Here is a 21,727-nt window from a genome sequence, read left to right as displayed (position 1 = left end):
TATGACCGATACCTTGTTTGCGCCACTCAACCCCGCGCTGGCCGCGCGCCTGCAAAGCCCGGACGCCACCATTCGCCGCGTGGCCCTGTTTGAACTGGCCGATGAAGAAGACGAAGCCAATCTGCCGCTGCTGATTGCCGCGCTCAATGACCCGGCCGCCACGGTTCGGGCTGAAGCCGCCCGCTTGCTGTCTGGCTGGGAAGTCCCCCAGGTCGTCAGCGCCTTGCTCGGCGCGCTGGTGGATACAGATGAAGACACCCGCCATGCCGCCGCGCAAAGCCTGTCTGAACTTAAAACGGCGGCGGCGGCGGCAGAGTTGCTGGCGTGGGCTACACATGCAGATGCTTTTGCGCTGGCCGCAGTCCTGCGCACCTTGCGTGAATTGCGTTTGCCCCAGGCCGCAGATCCGGCGCTGGCCGCGCTGGCCCATGCTGATGCGCTGGTACGGCGTGAAGCGGTTGGCGTGCTGGGCTGGTTGAAATATCCGCCAGCCCTGCCGCAACTGGGTGTGCTGGCGCGCGAGGACGCAGACGCCGAAGTACGCCGCGCGGCCAGCGGGGCGTTAGGTTTCGCCCAAGGCGAGGATGTGCTGGCAGATTTACTGGCCGCGCTGGCCGACCCGGTCTGGCAAGTGCGCGAAGAAGCCGCTGGCACCCTGGGCAAGTTGCGCTTGAAATCTGCGCTGCATGCGCTGATCGGGGCGCTGGAGGACGACCTTTGGCAAGTACGCCTGCGTGCGGCAAGAGCGCTGGGGCGTCTGGGCGAGCCTGCTGCCATTGGCCCTTTACAAGCCGCACTCACGCATCCGGCCGGCAATTTGCGCAAGGAAGCCGCCATTGCACTGGGTGAGATTGGCGACATCCGCGCCGTTCCTGCGCTTGAAGTGGCCGCCGCAGACCCGGACCCGGAAGTACGCAAGGCGGCACGACTGGCGCTGGCACGGGCCACCGCATGACACCGCAACAAGTGGTGCTGACCGCGCAGACCCTGTTGCTGGATTGGGGCGATGGCCCGTTGCGGCTGACCCATGTGCAACTGCGTGCCGCTTGCCGTTGCAGCCAGTGCGAGGCCGCCAGACGCCAGGGGCGCGGGCAGACGCCAGCGCAGGATATCCGCATCACGCGGGTAGAACCGCTGGGACATTACGCCGTGCAACTGGTGTTCAGTGACGGGCATGATCGCGGCATCTACCCGTGGTCCATGTTGCGGCAACTGGCGGCCTGAAAAACGAAAAAGGCCATGCCCCGAAGGACATGGCCGTCAAGCGCGTGCACTGCCTGGATCAAGATCAGGGCGCGGGTACCCAGCCAGTATTGCTGTTCCAGGCAGAGAACACCTGGCTACGTGTGGCCAGACCGCTCAGACTCAGCGTATTGCTGGCATCGGTGGTATCCCGGCCGGTCATGGACAGCGCGTTGCCGTTGCTATCCATGCTGCCGCTCTCGCGCCAACCTGCCGTCGTGGTGGCGGTAGTCGGGTTCGGCACCGGGTTGGCCGGGCTGGTGCCCGGGCTGGACCAGCCGACGGTGGCGATATGGCTGCCCATCTTCGTGTTGATGTAGGCCACGTTGTCGCAACCGTAGTTGGCGTTAGCCAGACTGCCGCTGGTCAATTGCGTGGTGCAGTAGCCGTTGGCGACAGTCAGACCACCAGAGCGCCCCAGGAAAGAACTCCCGGCCGGCACGCCGGCATCTGCCGTCAATGTGCTGTTCAGCACCACAAAGCCAGGATAGCCATACGCCGCCCGCGCCTGGAACAGATACCCGCCCGAGGCTGGCGTCACCGGGTCGGCCACGGTGTGCAGTTCACTGTTTTCAAACAGGGCGGCAAACGGTGTGCCCCAGATGAAATCCACATCGCCGGCGATATAGGTCTGGTAGTACCACACCCAGCCCTTGGTCTGAACCGTGTCCTGCGCCGAGATAAAATTCATGTAGGTCGCCATCATGCGGCTGCCTGCCAGGGTGGCGCTGTTGTAGTAGATGGTCTCGGCCTGGTTGTTGGCCGTCGCCGTCTTCACGTGCGTGTTCAGCAAGGTGAAGTTGGTCAGCTTCAACAAGTCTGCGCCCTCGACCAGGAACACCGCACGGCCGCCGCCCAGTGCACGGCGATTACCGGTGACTTCCGTGGTCAGCGTGGTTTGTGCCGCCGTCTTGCTGCCGCCGGTGCCGGGGTTCCAGGATTCATAGTTTTCTTGCGATACCACCACACCGGTGCGGTTGGCGCCCTGAATGGTCAGATTGTTCACGTTGCGCAAGAACAGTTGCTCGTTATACGTGCCGTTCTTGATGGTGATGGTCTTGTTGTCGGTGGCGTTGGTACACGTGGTGCAGCCGTTCAGCGTGATCCAGTTGAGCGCACCTTGCACGGTGGTGAAGTCCCCCGTACCGGCGGTATCGACCGTCACGGTGGTGGTGGAGGCCGGCGCTGTTTTGGTATGGAACGCCCAGGCGGTATTCGAAGTAATACCGTGGAAGGCCGAGCCGTTGTAAGTGCCGTTGAGCACGCCGTTATCCACGGTCACGTAATAGCTGGTGCCATAACCGAGCACGCCGTCATGCAGGCGAATGGTGGCCGTATTGCCGGAAACCGTGATCGGCGTGTAGTACACGTAGCGCCACTGGGTGAGTGGCGTGACGTTGTTACCCAGCTTGTCGACTTCGGTATTCACCGCAGGCATATAGGTTTGGGTTTCGCCACCGGCCGTCACCGGCGCGCCACTGATATCAATGGTGTCAACCAGTGTACCGGCCGAGGTGTAAACCTTGATGGTGCCCGTGGTGCCGATGGTGGGCGCACTGTCAAAGGTGATCTGCAAGCGGGAATCGGCAAACGCCGCAGTCGCACCATTGACGGGCGACAAGCCTGCCGCAGAAGGGGTTGGCGTGGGCGTTGCGGTTGGCGTCGGTGTCGGTGTGCTGGTGGGTGTGGGCGTCGGCGTGGCAGCGCTCGACGGTGACGGGGTAGGTGTCGTAGTGGGTGCGGATGTGCTGCTCGAATTGTCCGAGCTGCCGCCGCATGCGCCTAGCGCAAGTGCTAGCGTCGACGCCAGCAGAAGCGGCACGGCCCGTGCCTGAAACTGGTACATGAAAACCTCCACATTGCTCTCGTTATGTTCGTTATGTTCTGGATGCGGGGCCGATCTGATTGCGCCACGGCTCCCGTTGGCACAGCACGCCGCAGACGTGTTTCGTCGTTGCTGGCGGTAAAGCGGTTTGTGGTGACTGCGTGCAATCCGGCGAGGCCGGCACATCATGTTGTGATCTGATATATCACTACACAATGGCGCTCATGCTAGTGGGAAGGGGGCGGGAAAATCTGCAGGAAAACGCAAGACGCGTGACAAAAATCAAGAAAGTTCTGTACTTCCGGAAAGACGCACTACATTTGTCAAGCTTTGGTGAAATGGTATGAAGGGACGTTGTTGCAGCGCAAAGTGTGCAGGAGGGGGTAGCAGTAGCGCGCGGATTGCCTTGTGGCAAGGGGTGGTGGTTTGCTGCGGTGAATGGACACGCTAAAGACTGCGCTAAAGGGTTGGTTGATCCGCCGGGCTGCACGTGAAAAAGCCGGTGATCAACTCACCGGCTTTTTATCAGTTCATGCGTGGACGGCCCGCGCAAACGCTCAGGCTCAAGGCGCGTTCACCACCACGTAGGTGACGTTGCTGCCCTGGTATTGCGGTTGGTACCACGTGCTGCCGCATTGCATATATGCCGTGTTACCCCGCATGACCTGAACGCAGCCACTGGTGGGCATTTGCGAGGGCGTCAGAATGGCACCGACCACGGCTGAGGTGACGGCCACCGTCGCGGTCACCGCTGCTGCGGTGGCGACCGGGTGATAGTGATCGTCGTAGCCGTAACCATGGCGGTTGTTGTTTTCCACGTTGACGTTGACGTCGCGATTAACGTTGACGTTGTTGTTATTGACGGTGTTGTGGCTGTTGTTGATGTTGGTGCGATTGCCCGAGTGATTGCCGCCATTGCCATTGTTGTGCGCCCCACCTCCGCCGCCACCCGAGTGGTTCACACTGGCGCGGGCATTGCCTCTGACACCTGGCCCGGCATCGGCCAGATCCGCCATGCCCACGGTCATGAGTGCCACCGTCATCAAAGGCAAGAATGCGATACGAGTTCTGGATTTCATGTTCGTCCCCTTAGTCGTTGTCGCTTGCTTTGGTTAACGGGATGGCCACGTCCTTCTTGCCTGGCGCAAAGGTAAAGGCATTGCCCTTGATGGCGGGCTGCAGGTTCCATGTGTACACGGCGCTGTATTCCGGTCGGGTGTCATCGTCCGTGGTGGTAATCACCAGTTTGCAGGGCAGGGGCTTGTCAGAGCGGGTAATCCACAACTGCCAGTCCGCGCCCTCTTGCCGGAAGGCAAGGTGATCGCACAGCTTGCCGTTGATGTGCGACGGGCCGACATACAGCGCGCTGGTCAGCGCATCGGCTTGCGACTTGTCCGTGCCAAACAAAAAGAGGTCTTCCATGGGAATCTGGAGGTTGTAGTGATCTTCCAGGTCATGCAAGGCGGTGGCGATGGTGCCTTGTACGTTGACCGTGGTGTAGTACTTCAGGTCGGGCGAGTACTGGGTGAGTTTGCTGCCGTTAAAAAAGAACTGGCGGCTTTGGGTGTCGCTATCGAGCGAGGCGTACAGCTTGGTGTGGCCTTCAACCAGCAAGCGGGTCGTGGCCTGCATTTGCAGTTTCTGACCGGTATCGAGCACCGTGTCGTGGGTGATCACGGCCGCCACCTCAAACTTGGGCAGGCTGCGCAGGTAATTACCCATCTGGGTCAGTTTGTCGATCACGCGCGGGTTGACGACGGCCGCAGGCGCGGATGCATCGGCCGCCGGCGCATCCTCAGCCCAGGCCTGCAACGTCACAAGGATGAGTAGCAGCCCTGTCAGCTTTACTCTCAAGGTCATTTGCCTTCTCCGGTATCAAAAAAACGGGGAAAAACGGTGTAACGCGCCCCAAGGGGCAGGTCTGGTGCGACGCGCGAGGTGCATGTGCGGGGCAGGTAGATAGGCCGGCTCCCCGCAGTAAACACCGGCCGATACTCATGGGTTCTAGCACCATAATTACGAGCTTGTAATTTTTTTGGCAAAACAGTCGGTGAGCGGCGTCAAGCTCAGTGGCCAGAACTGGCTCTTGCCACAGAATCAAGCCCGGATGCGGCTTGCATGCGACTGGAATATTTTCAGGAAAATGACGGCTTGTAAGAGTCAGTCAGCAAAAATATTGTTTACAACCTATATTAATTCCAGTTTCGCCAAGCCAAACCTTTGATCAAGGCGGCGAATAGGGGCGTGTGAGTGAGCAGCCGACAGGGCTGTGGACAGGGTGTCAGGTTGGCACCCGGAACTGCGAGTAAAACGGTATGTTGGCCAAGCCGGATTCAGGTTCTGTACAGGGGCTGTTTCGCCCTCGTTCCCACGCGCTGGCACTGGAGCCGCGCATTTTGTTCGACGGTGCAGTGGCGGCGGCGGTGGAACAGCACCACAGCGATACCAGCCACCCAACAGAGCATGCGGTCACCGCCCGCGCCAATGTCCCCCTCAATCATCTTCCCGCGCCCGCCGTTGAAGCCCGTGACGGCGCGGTGCGCACGCCACCCACCACCCAGACCAATCTGGTGGTGATTGATAGTCGCGTGGATAACTACACTCAGTTGCTGACGCAATTGCCGCCTGGCACCAGAACCCTGATCATCAACAGCGGTGATGATGCGCTGGCCAGCATTTCTGCGGCATTGCAGTCCCTGGGCAAGGTCGATTCCATCCAGATTTTCTCGCATGGGGCGGCGGGGCAATTTACCCTGGGCAACCAGACCTTTACTGCTGATACCCTCGGTCAAGTGACGGCCACGCTCAATAGCTGGCGGGCCGAACTCAACCCCGGTGCTGACATCTTGTTGTATGGCTGCGATGTGGGTGAAGGTGTCGCGGGCAAGACGCTGGTCAACACCCTGGCCAATCTGACCGGGGCGGGCGTGGCGGCGTCCAGCAATGCCACGGGCAGCAGCGCTGCCGGCGGTGACTGGGTCCTGGAAACCAGTAGCGGCGTGATCGACAAAAGCATTGCGCTGAGCGCCAGCGCGCTGGATCACTACGATGGGCTGCTCGCCAATGCCAGCCCGGTGGTGACGATCTCTGTCCCCAGCAACAACGTCCTGCTGGGCGATCAGGTGACCTTCAATGTCTCGCTCACCAACAGTTCCAGCCAGGTGGGCTATGCGCCGTACATAGACCTGTTCATGCCGGCCACCGGCAAAGATGGCAATGACGGCTTGTCGTTTGTGTCGGCCAGTTATCTGGGGCAATCGGTCACGGCGTTTGTCATTACTTTTGACGCCAATGGCAATGCCACGCACCCCTTGGCCAAGGACAGCAGCGGCAACCCGCTGGTGATCAACGCGGCCACCTACGGCTTGCGGGCCGGGGATCAACTGGTTGTACTGGAACTGCCGTTTGCCAGTGTGTCGCAATCTCAGCCCGCCATTGCCGTGCAAGTCACCGCCACACTCAGCAACCTGGCCGACACCAGTTTTTCCAACGGTTCACCAGACCTGACGGTGCAGGCCCGGGCCGGGTTCCAGTTTGGCAATGATTCGCTGGACAACCCGACCGTGGACCCAAGCATTGTTGAGGCCAGCACCAGCAGCCTGGCCATCCACCCCACCCTGGTCAAACTGAGCCAGACGATCGACATGCCGGAAGGCGAAACGGCCACGGGCCCCAACTATGTCCATTCGGAAACCATCACCGCCACACCGGCCGCCGGGCAGACCCTGACCGATGTCACGGTAACCCAGGCGATCCCGGGTAACGTCCAGGTCACGGCCATCAATACCGGCAGTGGCACACTCACCTCGCTGACCATGCAAGATGGCAGCGTGCTGACTGATCCCACGGCCATGAATCTGGCCATTGCCAGCAACACGCTGTTTATCCGCAGCTATACCGTGCATTACGCTACCCTCAGCGGCCCCACCAGTATCGTGGTGAGTTTTTATGTGCCGGAAAGTGACGCCACCGGTTTGCCGGTCCTCAATACCCAGACCGGCGCGAGCGTCACCATTGATTTTGGCGCACCGTCCGCCACCGGCTCCTGGGTGCCGCTCGACCCGCGTGATCTGCCTCCGGGCGAAACCACCATTGATTTCTCGGGCACGGGCGACGGTTCCGGCGGCAGTTTTCTGGCCAAATCAATCACGCTACAAAAGCAGGTCAGTGACGTGAACGATATCGGGCCTGCCGGGGTGACCCCGGGTGATACGCTGGGCTATACGCTGAATCTGAATATCTCGGATTACTACGCGTTTGGGATGACGTTGCTGCGTAATGGCTCGTTCACCATTACCGATCAACTGAGCGACGGGCAAACCCTGACCGGCACGCCCACGTTTACCTTCACCATGAACGGCGTGACCCAAACGGTGGCCCTGGTGGCGACCAGCACCGTCAACGCCGACGGCACCACCACCATCCAGTTCAATATCGCTTCATCGGTCCTCAATGCCGGGCAACTGGGCGCGCTGGTGGGGGATCTGGCATTTGACAGCAACCAGGACGGGGCAACCACGGCCAGTATCCATTACACCGCCCTGGTCGATCAGCACTACACCAGCACCTACGCCCAAAGCGAGATCAACGAGGGCGATTCATTTGGCAACAACGCCACCACCACCGCCACGGTCATGGTCGATCAGGTCAATCTGTCCGGTTTTTCTGCTACGGATAATTCATCGACCAACACCACCATTGGCACCGACACAGTCGATATCGCCATTACCTCGGTCAACGGTGGCACCCCTCCGTCCAGTGGTGAGCTCAATCCTGGCGATGTGGTGACCTTCCAGATGAGCTATGACCTGCTCACTGGCGACTACGAACACATGAACCTGACGGCCTATCTGCCGTTGCCGCTGTTTGATCTGACCAGCATCAACTGGACCCAGGGGACGGGCGCGGGCACGTGGGCACTGGGTGCGGGCAATACCAACGCCGGCGCTATCGATAGCGTGACCACCGGCCCGGGCAATTCGGTGGTGTTTAACCTGGGCAACTTTGCCACGTCGATCACCACCGGCAGCCGCATTGAGGTGACCTTTACCTTGCGCGTGGGGGATCAGCCCTACGCGGATCAGCGCTCTTTCAATGTGCTGGCCCAATCGGACCAGCTCACCACCATCACCCAGCAGCATCTGATTTCGTCTGACGTCGCCCCGATTGTCTCGATTGCCGAGCCAGTGCTGACCATTGCCCAAGGCGTCGTGTCACGCACGGGAGATGGCACCATCAGCAGCGGCACCACCGGCACATGGGCCGCACCGGGCACCAGCGGCGTGCCCTTTACCGGGAGCGTGACGGATATTTCTACCGTGACCGGCAGCATTAGCGGCATTGACGCGGGCGATACGCTACGCCTGGCCACCACCATTGAAAACGCGGGCGGGGGCGGGGCGTTTGATGTCGCCACCACGGTGACGATTCCTACCAGTTTGCAGTTCATTGGTGGTGCGCTGGGCACGGCCAATCTGCAAATTTATCGCGGCGACGGCACCGCGCTGGTACTGGGCACGGATTACAGCGTCAGTGGCAACACCATTACTTTTCTGGATGCCGGCAGCGTGGCGTCGCTCTTGCCTGGCCGGACTGGCACCACGGCGGATACCAGTGGCAGCAATGTGGTGGTGATCACCTATGACGTCAAAGCCATCAACACCATTGCAGCAGCGGCCACCCTGCAAACGTCGGCCACGCTAACGCATTATTCCAGCGTGGAAGGCGGCACCGATTTCACCCCCACCGACCTGATTGCCACGACCACAGAGCAAGTCTCCTCACCCGATGTCAAAGTGGTGTTTGCCGGCGGCGGCACCACGGCGGCAGATGGTGACTCCAGCGCCAGTCACACCACCGGCAACAACCTGGTGATTGGCGAGAGCATGCAGTACGACCTCGTCGTCACCCTGCCCGAAGGCAGCACGCAAACGCTCACGCTGGATGATCTGATCCCGGCCGGCATGCGGCTGGATACCAGCTTCAATGGCGGCCTGGGTTACCAGTTGATCACCACGGCTGCGGGCACCACGGCACTGGGCGCGGACTTTGGCGGCAGTGTCACCATCAGCGGGCTCACCGGTGCGGGCGGCACCCTGGGCAACGATGGCGTTGGCGCGCACTGGACCTTCTCTGCCGCCACCGCCACGGCCGACAACGTCAGTGGCAACAACAGTTTTGTGATACGCGTGCAGCTGGTGGCGGACAACGTCAGCAGCAATCAGGCTGGTACCCAGTTGCCCAGCACCGCCCGGCTGACCTTTAGCGACCCGGATGGTGACACCGCCAACGGCGCCACCCCCGTCACCCGCACGGTCAACCAAAGCGCACCGGTGGCGACCGCCGTGGTGGTTGAACCCACGTTGCAAATCACCCAGACGCTACTCACCGATCCTGGTCTGGGTGTGGATGCCGGCGACACGGTGGAATACATCATCACCATCAGCAACGGCACCAGCGCCACTGATTTTGATGCGTTCGATCTCAATCTGCAGGATGTGATCCCCGCCGAGCTCACCAATGTGCAACTGGTAGGCGGCGTGCTGTACCAGAACGGCGCCACCAATCATGGCGGCGTGGACTTCCAGTTGTCTGGCAATACCCTGAGCACGCTGGCCGGGGCCAATATCGACATTGCCAAAGGGGGCTCGATTACCTTGCATATCTCGGGCCAGGTGGTGGCGGCCGCTGCGGGCGAGCAATCGTTCAGCAATACGGCCACCGTGCGCTGGACCAGTCTGGACGGCACCTCCAACACCACCGCCGACCCGGCGGGCGAGCGCACCGGCGCAGATGGGTTATTGAACAGCGGGGCGCTCAATGACTACCGCAGCGCGGCCACCCAGGTGGTACCGATTGCACAAGCGGTGATTATCTCGCGCGTGGGCGGCTTGCCCGATACGCCCGCGCCCAATCCCACCAACGCGCCTTCTGAAAACGTCACCATTGGTGAAGTGATCCGCTACCGCGTGAGTTCCGTTGTGGCAGAAGGAACGACCGGGGATTATCTGGTGCAGGTGACGCTGCAAAACGGCCTGGCGTTTGTGAATGACGGCACGACGGATATCGCGTTTATTTCCAACCAGGGCGCCATTACCACCTCGTTCACGGATCTGATCAACAGTGGCACGCTGGCGGTCAATGGCAATCAGGACAGCGCCATCGCCACGGCCATTACCCCGGATTTGTCGGGGGCCGCGCCCACCGGCGTATTCAATACCGCCAACCACCTCACCATCAGTACCGATGCCAATGGCAATCAGGTGCTGACGTTCAACCTGGGCAACCTGCATAACCCGGACAACGATGCCGATCTGGAAGGCATTACGCTGGAATTCAATGCCCGCGTGCTCAATCAGGCTTCCAATGTGGCGGGTGCGGCGCTGGCGGTGTCGGCCAAAGATATTTCCGGCAGCACTACGCTGGCCAGTTCGCAAGCGGTGACAGAAAACCTGGTCGAGCCCAGCCTGACTGGCCTGAACAAACAAATCACCTCGTTTGACCCTAACCCGACCGGCACCACCGGCACGGCCACCGTGGCGGTGAGTTTTACCGCCGGCAGCACGGTCCCCGCGTTCAATGCCGAACTGGCCGATGGCTACCCCAGCGGCACCAATCTGACCGCAGTGAGCCTGGAAATCAACGGCACCACCTATGCCATCAATAGCGTACCGGGCAGCGTGGGCTTTACCTATTCGGTCACCGGCAACAGCATCACCGCCGATTTCAGTCAGTTGGACCCGGGCACCAGCGTCAAACTGATTTACCAGATTACATTGCCCAACACCGCCACCATTGCCAGCAGCGCCGCCAAACTGACGTGGACCAGCTTGCCAGACAGCTTTACCAGTTGGGGCGGCTCCAGCGTGGGAGCAGCCGGGGGAAGCACCGGCGAGCGCACAGGCAGCGGCAGCGGCCCCAACCAGTACGTGCTGACCGAAGGCGCGGGCCTGGGCGTGATCAGCGGCACCTTGTGGGACGACACCTTCTCTGCCACCACCTCCACCACGCCGGATGGCACGGCCCTGGCCGGCCAGACCGTCACCTTGACCTGGGCCGGGGTCGATGGCGATTTCAGCACCACCGCCGACAACCTGACCTTTACCACCACCACGGACGCCAGCGGCCATTACCAGTTTGGCGTGCTGGCGGCGGGCCTGTACCGGATCACCACGCCGACCACGATCAGCAATTACTCGCCCACCATTGGCGACCTGGCAGTGCGTATTGATAGCGACGCCGCCAGCCCGCTGGGCCAGGTGAATATCACGCTGGGTGAGTCCGCCACCGGCACCGCCAATGTCGGGTTTGTCGAACAAAACGACGCGCCGGTCAACCACCTGCCCAGCGCGCCAGCCGGGCAGGAAGATACGCCATTGCCGATCACCGGCGTGAGCATCAGCGACGTGGACGCCGGTAACGGCACCATGTCGGTGACGCTGGGTGTCGCCCACGGCACGCTCTCCATGGCGGCGGTGGCGGGGGTCACCATCACCGGGCAAAACAGCGGCACGCTGACCCTCTCGGGCACCACCACCAACATCAATACTGCGCTGGCCGGGCTGATTTACCTGGGCAACCTCAATTACAACGGCAGCGATACGCTGACCATCACCACCAACGATAACGGCAACTTTGGTGACCATAACGGCAACGGCATTCCGGGCGAACCGGGCGATGCGCTGATTACCCAGAACACCTTGCAGATCAATATAGCCGCAGTCAATGACGCGCCGGTTGGCGTGAACGATACCGCCAGCGCCACCGAGGCGGGTGGCACCAATAACTCCACCGTCGGCATTGATCCGCGGGGCAATGTGCTGACCAACGATACCGATGTGGATATCGCCACCAACGGCGATAGTCTGCGCGTGATTTCAATCCAGGCGCCGGGCGGCCCCACGGTGCTGTTGCCCGCTGGCGCCGGGAACATCGTGACCGGCCTTTACGGCTCTTTGTTCGTCAATACCAGCGGGGGTTTCGAATACACCGTCAACAACAGCGATCCGGCCGTGCAGGCGCTGCGCACCTTCGGCCAGACCCTGACCGATACGTTCACCTACACGCTATCGGACACCGGCAACGCGCACGCCACCGCGACCATCACCATTACCATTCACGGCGCCAACGACACGCCGGTCGGGGTGGATGACACCGGCAACGCCACGGAGGCGGGCGGGGTGAACAATGGCAGCGGCGGCAGCAACGCCACCGGCAATGTGCTGACCAATGACACTGATGTTGATAGCGCCGCCAATGGCGAAGTGCTGCATGTCACCGGCGTCCGCAATACCGTCGCCAGCGACAGCAGCCCGCTGACCACCGTGAACAGTGGCACCACCAGCGCCAATGGCACGCAGATTGTGGGTACTTACGGCACCTTGATCATCGGGGCGGATGGCACCTACCGTTATGTGGTCGATAACAGCAACCCCACCGTACAAGCGCTGGTGCCCAGCTCCGCCCCGCTGGTTGATCACTTCAGCTACCAGGTGACCGATGCTGGCGGCCTGAGCGCGCTGGCCAATCTGGCCATCAATGTACACGGCAGTTACGACAACCCGGTGGCCACGGATAACACCGCCAGCGCGACGGCGGGGTCGGCCCTGCTGGGCGTAAATCCGGTGAACCCTATTGGTAACGTCATCACCGACGACAACGGTCACGGCGTGGATTCTGATGTGGATGCGCCGGATCAGGTGGCTGGCGCGCTCACCGTGACCGGCGCCCGCACCGGGCCGGAAAGCGCCGGTGGCGCGCTGTCTGCGGTGACGGCAGGCAGTACGTCCGCCAACGGGCTCGGCCTCACAGGCAGTTATGGCACGCTGCACCTTGGCGCCAACGGCAGTTATGAATATGACGTCGACAGCACCAATGCGGCCGTCCGCGCACTGCCGGCCGGAGCCACGCTGACGGAGACGTTTACATATCAGATCACCGATACGGAAGGGCTGACCGATACGGCGCAACTGGTTGTCACCGTGACCGGCGTCAACGACCCACCTGTCGCCAACCCCGATACCGCGCACGCCGTGGAAGCGGGCGGCGTCAACAACCAGACCGCTGGCGTTAACCCCGGCGGCAACGTCCTGACCAACGATGCGGATCCGGACGGCGACGCCATCAGCGTCACCGGCATCCAGACCAGCGGCGGCACGACCGGCACCGTGGGCAGCGCACTGGTTGGCACCTACGGCAGCCTGACCCTGGCCGCCAACGGCCAGTACACCTACACGGTGGATAACAACAACGCTGCGGTGCAGGCGCTGCGTACCGCCAGTGACCAGCTCACGGAAAGCTTTACCTATACCGTGGCCGATAGCCATGGCGCCACCACCACCACCACGCTGACGATCACCATCACCGGTCAGAACGATGCCCCGGTCGGCGTCAACGACACCGGCGATGCCACCGAAGCGGGGGGCACCAACAACGGCACGCCCGGCAGCAACGCCATCGGTAATGTACTGACCAACGACACCGATGTGGACGCGGGCGACAGCAAAACGGTCGATGGCGTTGGCACCAGCGGCAGCTTCAATGCGGTGACCGGCCCCACCAGCGTTACCGGGCAGTACGGCACGCTGACCCTCAACACGGATGGCAGCTACACCTATGTGGTCGATAACAGCCTGGCCGCCGTCAATGCCCTGGCGCCGGGGGAAAGCCTGGCCGACACCTTCAGCTATCGCCTGCACGATACCGCCGGGGCCCAGGCGAGCGCCCAGTTACAAATCACCATCCACGGCGCCAATGACGCGCCGGTGGGCCACACCGATCTGAACTACGCACTTGCCGACAATGGTAGCGGCACCCCGGTGAATGCCAATGGCAATGTGCTGAACAACGACACGGACGTGGATCATAACGATCATCTGACGGTCACTGGCGCCGCGGTGGGGGCCACCGCATCCAGCCCCACACTGTCTGCGGTGACTGCAAGCAGTACCAGCACCAGCAATGCCCTGACCCTGGTGGGCACCTATGGCACGCTGACCATCGGCGCAGATGGCTCTTACAGCTATATCATCGACATCAACAACCCGACGGTGCAGAGCCTGACCGGTACGCAATTCCGGCTGGAGAACTTTACCTATCAACTGACCGACAGCGGCAACCTGCACGACGTGGCGCAACTGACCATTATTGTGCGTGGTCGCAATGATCCGCCGGTGGCCGTCAATGACAGCGGGGTGGCTGTCGAGGCCGCCGGCCTGAATAACACCACGCCTGGTAGCAACCCGACCGGCAACGTGCTTACCGGCGCCACTGACCCGGACAATGACGTTCTGGAAGTCACTACGCTGCACACCGGCGGCCAGGGCTCCAACGCGCCTTCAGTGACGGCAGGGACGCCCTTGCAGGGTGAGTACGGTTCGCTGGTCCTCAATGGCGATGGCACCTGGACCTATGAGCTCAACAATGATCTGCCGGCCGTGCAAGCTTTGCGTACACCAACGCAAACGCTCACTGAACAGTTCACTTTTGTCGTCTCTGACCCGTGGGGGGCGACGGACTCGGCCACCTTGACCATTGTGATTTCCGGCCGTAACGACACCCCCATTGCCGTGAACGACACCGCCACCGCGACCGAAGCGGGTGGCGTCAACAACGGCGCGCCCGGGGTCAATCCGACCGGCAATGTGCTGGCTAACGATATTGATGTGGATAGCGTCGCCAATGGCGAAACCAAAGCCGTGGACACCTTCAGCAACAGCAACGGTTCCAGCGCCAATGCCGGCAGCACACTGACCGGCACCTATGGTTCATTGACGCTCAATGCCGATGGCAGCTACCAGTACGTGGTGGATAACAACAACGCCACCGTGCAGGCGCTGCGGCCAGGCAGCACGCCGCTGACCGAGGTCTTTACCTACCAGATGCAAGATGCCGCCGGTGCGCAATCGGTCGCACATCTGACCATCAGCATCCAGGGGGCCAACGACAATCCGGTGGCGCACGACGACACCAATGTCGCCACCGACCAGACTCCCGCGCCGCAAGCCACCGGCAATGTCTTGCCCAACGACACGGATGTGGACGCTGGCGATCAGCTCACCGTGGTTGGCATCCATACCGATGGTAAAGAGGTACCTGGAACCACCGGCACCATCGGGCAGCCCATCGCCGGCCATTACGGCACGCTCACCCTCAAGGCAGACGGCAGTTACAGCTATGTGATCGACATGACCAACCCGGACGTACTCAAGGCGGCCGGGGCAGGGCAGGTACTCCATGACACCTTCACCTATACGGTCAGTGATCAGGCCGGCGCGACCGATCAGGCCGTGCTGACCATCAACCTGGATATCTCGGCCCCGTATATTCCGCCGTCACCCCCCATTGACGTGCTGGGTGCGGGCCCGAACGGCACCACGTATTACAACGACCCGGCGCGCACGATCCCGGTTCGCAATCTTGACCCGGTGGTGTTTGTGACCCCGGTCGTCCAGCAAACGGAACTGGTTCAGACGGTCTCTGCCTGGGAGGCCGATGGCAGCGACTTGCGCATGGGTGGCCAACCGATCCCCATCAGCCCCTCCATTGGCGCCGGGCTGGGGGTGATCCCCGGCTTGTACGTAACCACCACTGTGCGTGACAGCAGCCTGGAAAACGCAGAGAACGATGCCTGGGTGATGGGTCGGCACAGCCGGGTTGATCTCACTGCCGATGGCTTGTTGAGTGACCCCTCCGTGTTTGCCGTCGGCAGTCACGAACTGACGCGCAATGCCCCGGCCGCGCCGCATGCCCCGGATCGTCCCGCGCATCCGGCACACCCTGCCCGTCCGCACGGCAAGCATCCAGCCCCGAAAGTAGCCCAGGGCTTCAAGGCGCAATTGCAGGCGGCCGCGCCCGCGCTGCCGCCCATTCAAACGCACGAACCCGTGGAAAGTGAGGCATGACCCTTATGTTGAAGCCCCCTGCCACGCTGACATTGGTCCTTGGTAGTAGCTTGCTGCTGGTGGCGTGTTCATCCATGCAACCCAAGCCGGCCACCGCCGATGAAATGCGTCAGCGCGTCATTGATGACCAGGTCAAGATGTACGCTGACCAGGAACCGGTGACCGGCCCCATCACCTTTTACGAAGCCGCCGCCCGCGCGCTGAAATACAACCTGGACTACCGCCTCAAGCTGATGGAAAGCGCACTGGCGGCCAATATGCGGGATGTGTCCGCCTATGAAATGCTGCCCAAACTGGTGGCCTCGGCCGGTTATAACCAGCGTAGCAATGATTCGGGCGGCACCTCCATCGGCATTGAGGACCGCCAGGTCAGCTTGCGGCCATCCACCTCGGAACAGCGCTATCACACCTTGGGCGGACTGGGGCTGAGCTGGAGTCTGCTGGATTTTGGCGTGGCCTATTACCGCACCCAGCAAAAGTCCGACCAGATTCTGATGGCTGAGGAGCGCCGCCGCAAAGTGGCGCAAAACGTGCTGCAAGACGTCCGCAACGCCTATTGGCGAGCCCTGGGCGCGCAACGCCTCAAGCCGGAAGTCGATCAACTGTTAAAGCGCACGCAAACCGCGCTGGATGCCGCGCGCGTGGCAGAAAAAAAGGGCCTGTTACCCCGCCAGGAAATTCTGGCGTATCAGCGCGCCTTGCTCGATTCCATCTCTTTACTCACGGTGCGCCGGCAAGATCTGGAATTCGCCCAGTCTGAACTGGCGGCCTTGATGTCGCTGCCGCCAGGCTCGCCCATGATCCTGGCCGACGAACAGGAAACCACGTTGCCCGACATGAATGTCAGCGAAAACAAGCTGGAAATGCTGGCCATGGAGCACCGCCCGGAGATCATGGAAGAGTGGTATCGCAAACGGGTGAACGAGAACGATCTGAAAATTGCCAAGGCGCAACTCTGGCCCAACGTGGGGCTGGACTGGAGCGGCCAGTACGATTCCAACCAGTACCTTTATAACAACCAGTGGTCACAGGTCGGGGTGCAGGTCTCGATCAACCTGCTCAAGCTGTTGCAGTACCCGGCTTTGAATGCCGAACAAGATGCCCAGGCGCGCACGGACGATATGCGTCGCATTGCGCTGTCGATGGCGATTCTGACGCAGGTGCGCGTTGGCAATCTGCGCTATCGGCTGGCCCGCCAGGAAATGGACTTCGCTGACGAAAGTCTGCGCGTGGACGGCAGTTTGCTGGATTACGCCCGTGCGGCCAAAACCACCTCGTTTGGTTCTGAACTGGAGGTCATCCGCGCCGAAGGGCGTTATCTGCTGTCGCGCTATCAACGGGAGGCCGCGTATTCAGACGCCCAGGCCGCATGGGGGCGTTTGTATAACTCGGTTGGTTTTGACGTATTGCCGGATTCCATCGAAAAAAATGACATCAAAACGCTCGCTCAAGCTATCAAAACCACGATCACTGCAACACCGCAGCTTCGTTCTGACATCGCTGAAAAAGCCGTGCCCCACGCCGTGGATGCCTCGGCACCAGCGCCACAGTAAATGGCGCTGGCTGGCGCTGCTGGCGGCGGTGGCGTGTTCCGCCAGCCTGGCCGCCACTGCGCCGCCCAAAGCGGCCGAAACCTCGGATGACATTCGGGTATTGCTGGCGCCCCGGCTGGAAACCACGCTGTCGGCCCAAATGAACGGCACGCTGAGCGACTTTCACCTGACCCTGGGCAAGCGGGTGGGCAAGGGCGCAGTGCTGGCGCAACTGGATTGCGCGGAGGTTGAGGCGCGTGCCAATGTCGCCAAGGCGGAGTTAAACATGGCCCGGCAGAATCTGGCGGCCAAAAAGAGCCTGCAACAATTGAATGCCGCCGGCGACATTGAGGTTGCCACCATGCAGACCGAGGTAGAAAAAGCCAACGGCGCGCTGGCTCTCTCCAAGGCGCAACTGGGCTATTGCAAAGTGCTGGCTCCGTTTGCCGGCCGCGTTGCCAAGGTCTACGTCAAACCCTATCAGACGATCAGCGCCGGCACGCCGCTGGTGGATCTGGTCAGCGATGGCCCGCTGAAAGTGCGGCTGAATGTGCCATCCACCTTGTTGCCCAAACTCAAAGCGGGCATGCACCTGAATGTGAACATTCATGAAACCGGCAAGAGTTACCCGGCCCGCATCAGCGCGGTGAACTCCCGCGTGGATGCCGTGGCGCAAACGGTGGAACTTGAAGCGCAACTGGACAAGGAAAGCCCGGAACTGATCGCGGGCATGAGCGGCACAGCCAGCTTTGCCGATACCCCATGAACGCCCCCACACCCACGACCGCCAATCTGCCGCATCCGCAGTTGCTACTGCACCTGGATGCCCTGCGTGACCGGGCGCTGGCGGCAGAATCACTCAATGCGCTGGCCTTTACCATGGCCAACGATCTGTACGCTTTGCTGCATTTTCGCCAGGCGGTGGTGTTTGCGGAACATGGCAGCCGGCTGGAACTGCTTTGTATTTCTGGTCTGGCCAAACCGGCAGAAGACTCGCCTTATCTCGTCTGGCAAAACCGGACGTGCCGCTGGCTGGCCGACCGCCTGACGACCGATCAACCCGAATGGTTAGCGCGGGAAACACTGGATCTGCCCCCGGATATGGCCGAAGGCTGGGCCGAGTGGTGGCCCGCTGGCGTGTGGTGTGTTCCGGTACAAAAAACCGGTGAAAAGCGGCTGGGTTTGTTGTTTGTGCTGCTCGATGAGCCCCCCGCGCTGGCGCTGGAAGATCTATTACAGGGTGTGCGCCAGACCTGGTCCTACTGCTGGTCGGCCTTGACCCGGCAACAACGGCACTGGCGCTGGCTGCCCGGTCGCAAACAGGTGTTGATCGGGCTGGTGGTGCTGGGTGCATTGCTGTTGATTCCGGTGCCGCAGACCGTGCTGGCCCCGGCAGAAATTATCTCCAGCGATGCGCGGGTTATCAGCTCGCCCATTGATGGCGTTATCGCCCGCATGGCTGTGCGACCCAACCAGCCAGTGGCCGAAGGCGATTTGCTGTTCACGCTGGATGAGACCTCGCTGCGCAGCCGGGTAGAGGTACTGACGCGGCAAGTCGCGGTCGCGGATGCAGAACTGCTCTCTGCCAGTCAGCGTGCGTTTGATAACCCGCAAAGCAAAAGTGATCTGACCGTGCTGGCCGGCACGGCACAACAACGCCGGGCAGAACTGGCCGCCGTGGCGGCGCAGCTTGAGCGCACCCAGGTGCTGGCACCCGAGGCCGGCGTGGCGGTCTTTAGCGATCCCAATGACTGGCTGGGTAAACCGGTGCAAACCGGTGAACGCATTCTGCAACTGGCCGACCCCACCCGACCGGCCATCCTGATCCAGTTGGCGGTGGCCGACGCCATTGCGCTGGAACCTGGCGCAGAAGTCACGCTTTACCTCACCGCCTACCCGCTGGCGCCCCTGCACGGCAAGATTCTGCAAACCAGTTACCAGGCCAGAACCGGCGATGATGGTGTGGTGGCCTACCGGTTACTGGCGAGTATCGACGGCAAGCCGGCACACGCCCGGCTGGGTCTGCATGGCACGGCCAAACTGTACGGACAAAAAGTCAGCCTGGGCTACTACCTGCTACGCCGGCCGCTGGCTGCCGCCCGCGCCTTTACGGGTTGGTAAATGGAACTCGACCCCACACTGCCGTTTCCGCCCCTGCGCGAAGACCTCAAACTGGTTGAGGCGGCCACCGGCAAAGATGGCGAACCCAGCTGGGTGATTCAGGATACCGTGCTGAACCGCTTCTACCGTATCGGCTGGCTGGAGTTTGAATTTCTGCTGCGCTGGGCCCTGCCACCGGCGCAAATCTGTGCCGATATCGCGGCCCAGACCGCGCTCCAGCCTGATCTGGAACAGGTTGTCGGGTTCCGGCAGTTTCTGGAGCAACATCAACTGCTCCGGCCCACGGCGGCGGGGCTGGCCCGGTTGCAACAACGCCAAAGCGCCCAAAGTGGGCTGAGCTGGCGCTGGTTTTTGCACCACTACCTGTTTTTCCGCATACCGCTTTTGCGCCCGCAGGACTTTCTGACCCGCCTGGTGCGCCATCTCAACTGGCTGTTTACGCCGTTGATGGCGGGCCTCGTCATTGCACTGGGTTTGCTGGGCGTGATGCTGGCCCTGCATCAGTGGGATACCTTTTCCGCGGCGGTGGTGGAGTCATTCTCGGTCAATGGCTTGTTGAGCTTTGCGCTGGCGCTGGCCTTTGCCAAAGCCATGCACGAACTGGCGCATGCGCTGGTGGCTACCCGGCTGGGTTTGCGGGTGGCGCATATGGGCGTGGCGTTTGTGGTGTTGTTTCCCATGTTGTACACGGATACGGGCGAGAGCTGGAAGCTGCGCAGTGCGCGCCAGCGGCTGGCCATTGCCTCGGCCGGTATCTTGTGTGAACTGGCCATTGCCGGGCTGGCGACGCTGGCCTGGGCGCTCAGTGATCCCGGTGCATGGCGCAATGCCATGTTGTACCTGGCCACCACCAGTTGGGTGTTATCGCTGGGCCTGAATGCCAGCCCGTTCATGCGCTTTGATGGCTATTTCATCCTCTCTGACTTGCTGGATTTCCCCAACCTGCACGAGCGGGCCTCCGCGCTGGCCAGGGTCGCCATCCGGCGTGGCTTGTGGGGGCTGGATGAACCCTGGCCAGAAGCCTTGCCACGCACCCAGCGCCGCTTGCTGATTGTGTTCGAGTTTTTAACCTGGCTGTACCGGCTGGTGCTGTTCCTGGGTATCGCGGCGACCGTGTATTTTTTCTTTTTCAAACTGCTGGGCATCTTTTTGTTTGGCGTGGAAATCACCTGGTTCATCGTGATGCCGATACTCCGTGAATTGAAATACTGGTGGGCCAACCGCGCTCGCATTCGCGCCAATCGCCGTGCAGGGTTCTGGCTGTTGCTCGGGCTGGTGATCGTGCTGCTGGCGTTGCCGTGGCGTAGCCAGGTGGCGGCGGTGGGGGTGGCGCGCTCCGCCCACCAATTGCGCGTGTTTGTGCCGTTCCCGGCGTTGATCCAGCAGATTCATGCGGGCGGCACGGTTGCTGCCGGTGACACGCTCATGGTCATGCAAGAACCCGATCTGGCGTTGCGCATGCAAGGCAGTGAAGCCGGGTTGCGCGGCTATGAAGCACGCCTGGCCGGGTTGATTGCGGATACCGAGGGGCTGGAGCAACAAGTGGCCACGCAACAGCGTATTAACGTCCAGCAAAAAGAGTCGCAAGCCACGCAGCTGGAAATGGCCCGGCTCACCCTCAATGCGCCTTTTTCCGGACAGTGGATGGATGTGGACCCCGCCTGGCGCAAAGGGCAGTGGATCGATGCCAAAACGCCCATAGGCGTGTTGATCGACCCCAGACACTGGCAAGTGGATGCCTATGTCCGCCAGGACGATCTGCAGAAAATCGCCACGGGTAATCCTGTGCGCTTCTATCCGGTGGGGCAAACGGCGGTGCTGGCCGGTACGGTGATCTCGATCAGCAGTACCCGGGTCAAACAACTGGACCACGCCATGCTGGCCTCACGTTTTAAAGGGCCAATTCCGGTGGCGACAGAGCGCGACACGCTGGTGCCCAATCCGGCGGTGTTTCACGTTCTGGTGCAGCTGGACACGCCGCCGCCCAGCCAGTGGGAAACGCGGGGACAATTGCAGATTCAGGGCCAGCGCCGCAGCGTGCTGGCAGAGACAGGCGCACATCTGCTCGCGGCATTATTGCGGGAGAGCGGGTTTTAGTGCGGGTG

General features: G+C 61.5%; 10 protein-coding genes. 7 read left to right on the top strand and 3 right to left on the bottom strand.

The genetic code is table 11. From position 1 onward, the window contains the following. Nucleotide 1: 1 nt before the first annotated feature. Together HNQ50_RS07805 and HNQ50_RS07800 are read left to right on the top strand one after the other, a co-directional pair. Nucleotides 2–955, top strand: a complete 954-nt coding sequence (locus tag HNQ50_RS07805) for a HEAT repeat domain-containing protein (RefSeq protein ID WP_184099322.1) — start codon at nt 2–4, stop codon at nt 953–955. Further along, nucleotides 952–1,224, top strand: a complete 273-nt coding sequence (locus HNQ50_RS07800) for a DUF971 domain-containing protein (RefSeq protein ID WP_184099320.1) — start codon at nt 952–954, stop codon at nt 1,222–1,224. The genes HNQ50_RS07805 and HNQ50_RS07800 overlap by 4 nt, the downstream gene beginning before the upstream one ends. Nucleotides 1,225–1,288: 64 nt before the next feature. Here HNQ50_RS07800 and HNQ50_RS07795 read toward each other — a convergent pair whose 3' ends face one another. From HNQ50_RS07795 to HNQ50_RS07785, 3 genes are all read right to left on the bottom strand, one after another. Continuing rightward, nucleotides 1,289–3,088, bottom strand: a complete 1,800-nt coding sequence (locus HNQ50_RS07795) for a pectinesterase (RefSeq protein WP_221303071.1) — start codon at nt 3,086–3,088, stop codon at nt 1,289–1,291. A 542-nt stretch (nt 3,089–3,630) separates the two neighbouring features. After that, nucleotides 3,631–4,146, bottom strand: coding sequence for a hypothetical protein (locus HNQ50_RS07790; RefSeq protein ID WP_184099318.1), 516 nt, complete (start codon nt 4,144–4,146; stop codon nt 3,631–3,633). A gap of 10 nt (nt 4,147–4,156) precedes the next feature. Continuing rightward, nucleotides 4,157–4,927, bottom strand: a complete 771-nt coding sequence (locus HNQ50_RS07785; protein ID WP_184099316.1) for a DUF2092 domain-containing protein — start codon at nt 4,925–4,927, stop codon at nt 4,157–4,159. A gap of 455 nt (nt 4,928–5,382) precedes the next feature. On the opposite strand from HNQ50_RS07785, the gene HNQ50_RS07780 reads away from it, so the two are divergent. From HNQ50_RS07780 to HNQ50_RS07760, 5 genes are read left to right on the top strand one after another with little or no spacing between them, the layout of a single operon-like run. Beyond that, a complete protein-coding gene (locus tag HNQ50_RS07780; RefSeq protein ID WP_184099314.1) occupies nt 5,383–15,969 on the top strand; it encodes a cadherin-like domain-containing protein in 10,587 nt (3,528 codons plus the stop codon). Further along, nucleotides 15,966–17,522, top strand: a complete 1,557-nt coding sequence (locus HNQ50_RS07775) for a TolC family protein (protein ID WP_221303070.1) — start codon at nt 15,966–15,968, stop codon at nt 17,520–17,522. Before HNQ50_RS07780 ends, HNQ50_RS07775 begins: the two co-directional genes overlap by 4 nt. Then, on the top strand, nt 17,497–18,267 hold the full coding sequence (locus HNQ50_RS07770) for an efflux RND transporter periplasmic adaptor subunit (protein WP_184099312.1): 771 nt from the start codon (nt 17,497–17,499) through the stop codon (nt 18,265–18,267). The genes HNQ50_RS07775 and HNQ50_RS07770 overlap by 26 nt, the downstream gene beginning before the upstream one ends. Next, complete coding sequence (locus tag HNQ50_RS07765; RefSeq protein ID WP_184099311.1) at nt 18,264–19,622, top strand: efflux RND transporter periplasmic adaptor subunit; 1,359 nt, start codon at nt 18,264–18,266, stop codon at nt 19,620–19,622. Before HNQ50_RS07770 ends, HNQ50_RS07765 begins: the two co-directional genes overlap by 4 nt. Continuing rightward, entirely contained in the window at nt 19,623–21,719 is a 2,097-nt protein-coding gene (locus HNQ50_RS07760) for a site-2 protease family protein (protein ID WP_184099309.1), read from the top strand. Nucleotides 21,720–21,727 lie beyond the last annotated feature (8 nt).

It is taken from the genome of Silvimonas terrae (assembly GCF_014202765.1).
Lineage (GTDB): Bacteria > Pseudomonadota > Gammaproteobacteria > Burkholderiales > Chitinibacteraceae > Silvimonas > Silvimonas terrae.
Note: the sequence above shows the minus strand (reverse complement) of the source record. Positions and strands in the feature narration are given on the sequence as shown.

Coding starts and splice junctions, on each gene's coding strand:
- HNQ50_RS07765 (WP_184099311.1), top strand. CDS start 18,264: ATGAACGCCCCCACACCCACGACCGCCAATCTGCCGCATCCGCAGTTG.
- HNQ50_RS07805 (WP_184099322.1), top strand. CDS start 2: ATGACCGATACCTTGTTTGCGCCACTCAACCCCGCGCTGGCCGCGCGC.
- HNQ50_RS07790 (WP_184099318.1), bottom strand. CDS start 4,146: ATGAAATCCAGAACTCGTATCGCATTCTTGCCTTTGATGACGGTGGCA.
- HNQ50_RS07795 (WP_221303071.1), bottom strand. CDS start 3,088: ATGTACCAGTTTCAGGCACGGGCCGTGCCGCTTCTGCTGGCGTCGACG.
- HNQ50_RS07780 (WP_184099314.1), top strand. CDS start 5,383: ATGTTGGCCAAGCCGGATTCAGGTTCTGTACAGGGGCTGTTTCGCCCT.
- HNQ50_RS07760 (WP_184099309.1), top strand. CDS start 19,623: ATGGAACTCGACCCCACACTGCCGTTTCCGCCCCTGCGCGAAGACCTC.
- HNQ50_RS07770 (WP_184099312.1), top strand. CDS start 17,497: ATGCCTCGGCACCAGCGCCACAGTAAATGGCGCTGGCTGGCGCTGCTG.
- HNQ50_RS07800 (WP_184099320.1), top strand. CDS start 952: ATGACACCGCAACAAGTGGTGCTGACCGCGCAGACCCTGTTGCTGGAT.
- HNQ50_RS07775 (WP_221303070.1), top strand. CDS start 15,966: ATGACCCTTATGTTGAAGCCCCCTGCCACGCTGACATTGGTCCTTGGT.
- HNQ50_RS07785 (WP_184099316.1), bottom strand. CDS start 4,927: ATGACCTTGAGAGTAAAGCTGACAGGGCTGCTACTCATCCTTGTGACG.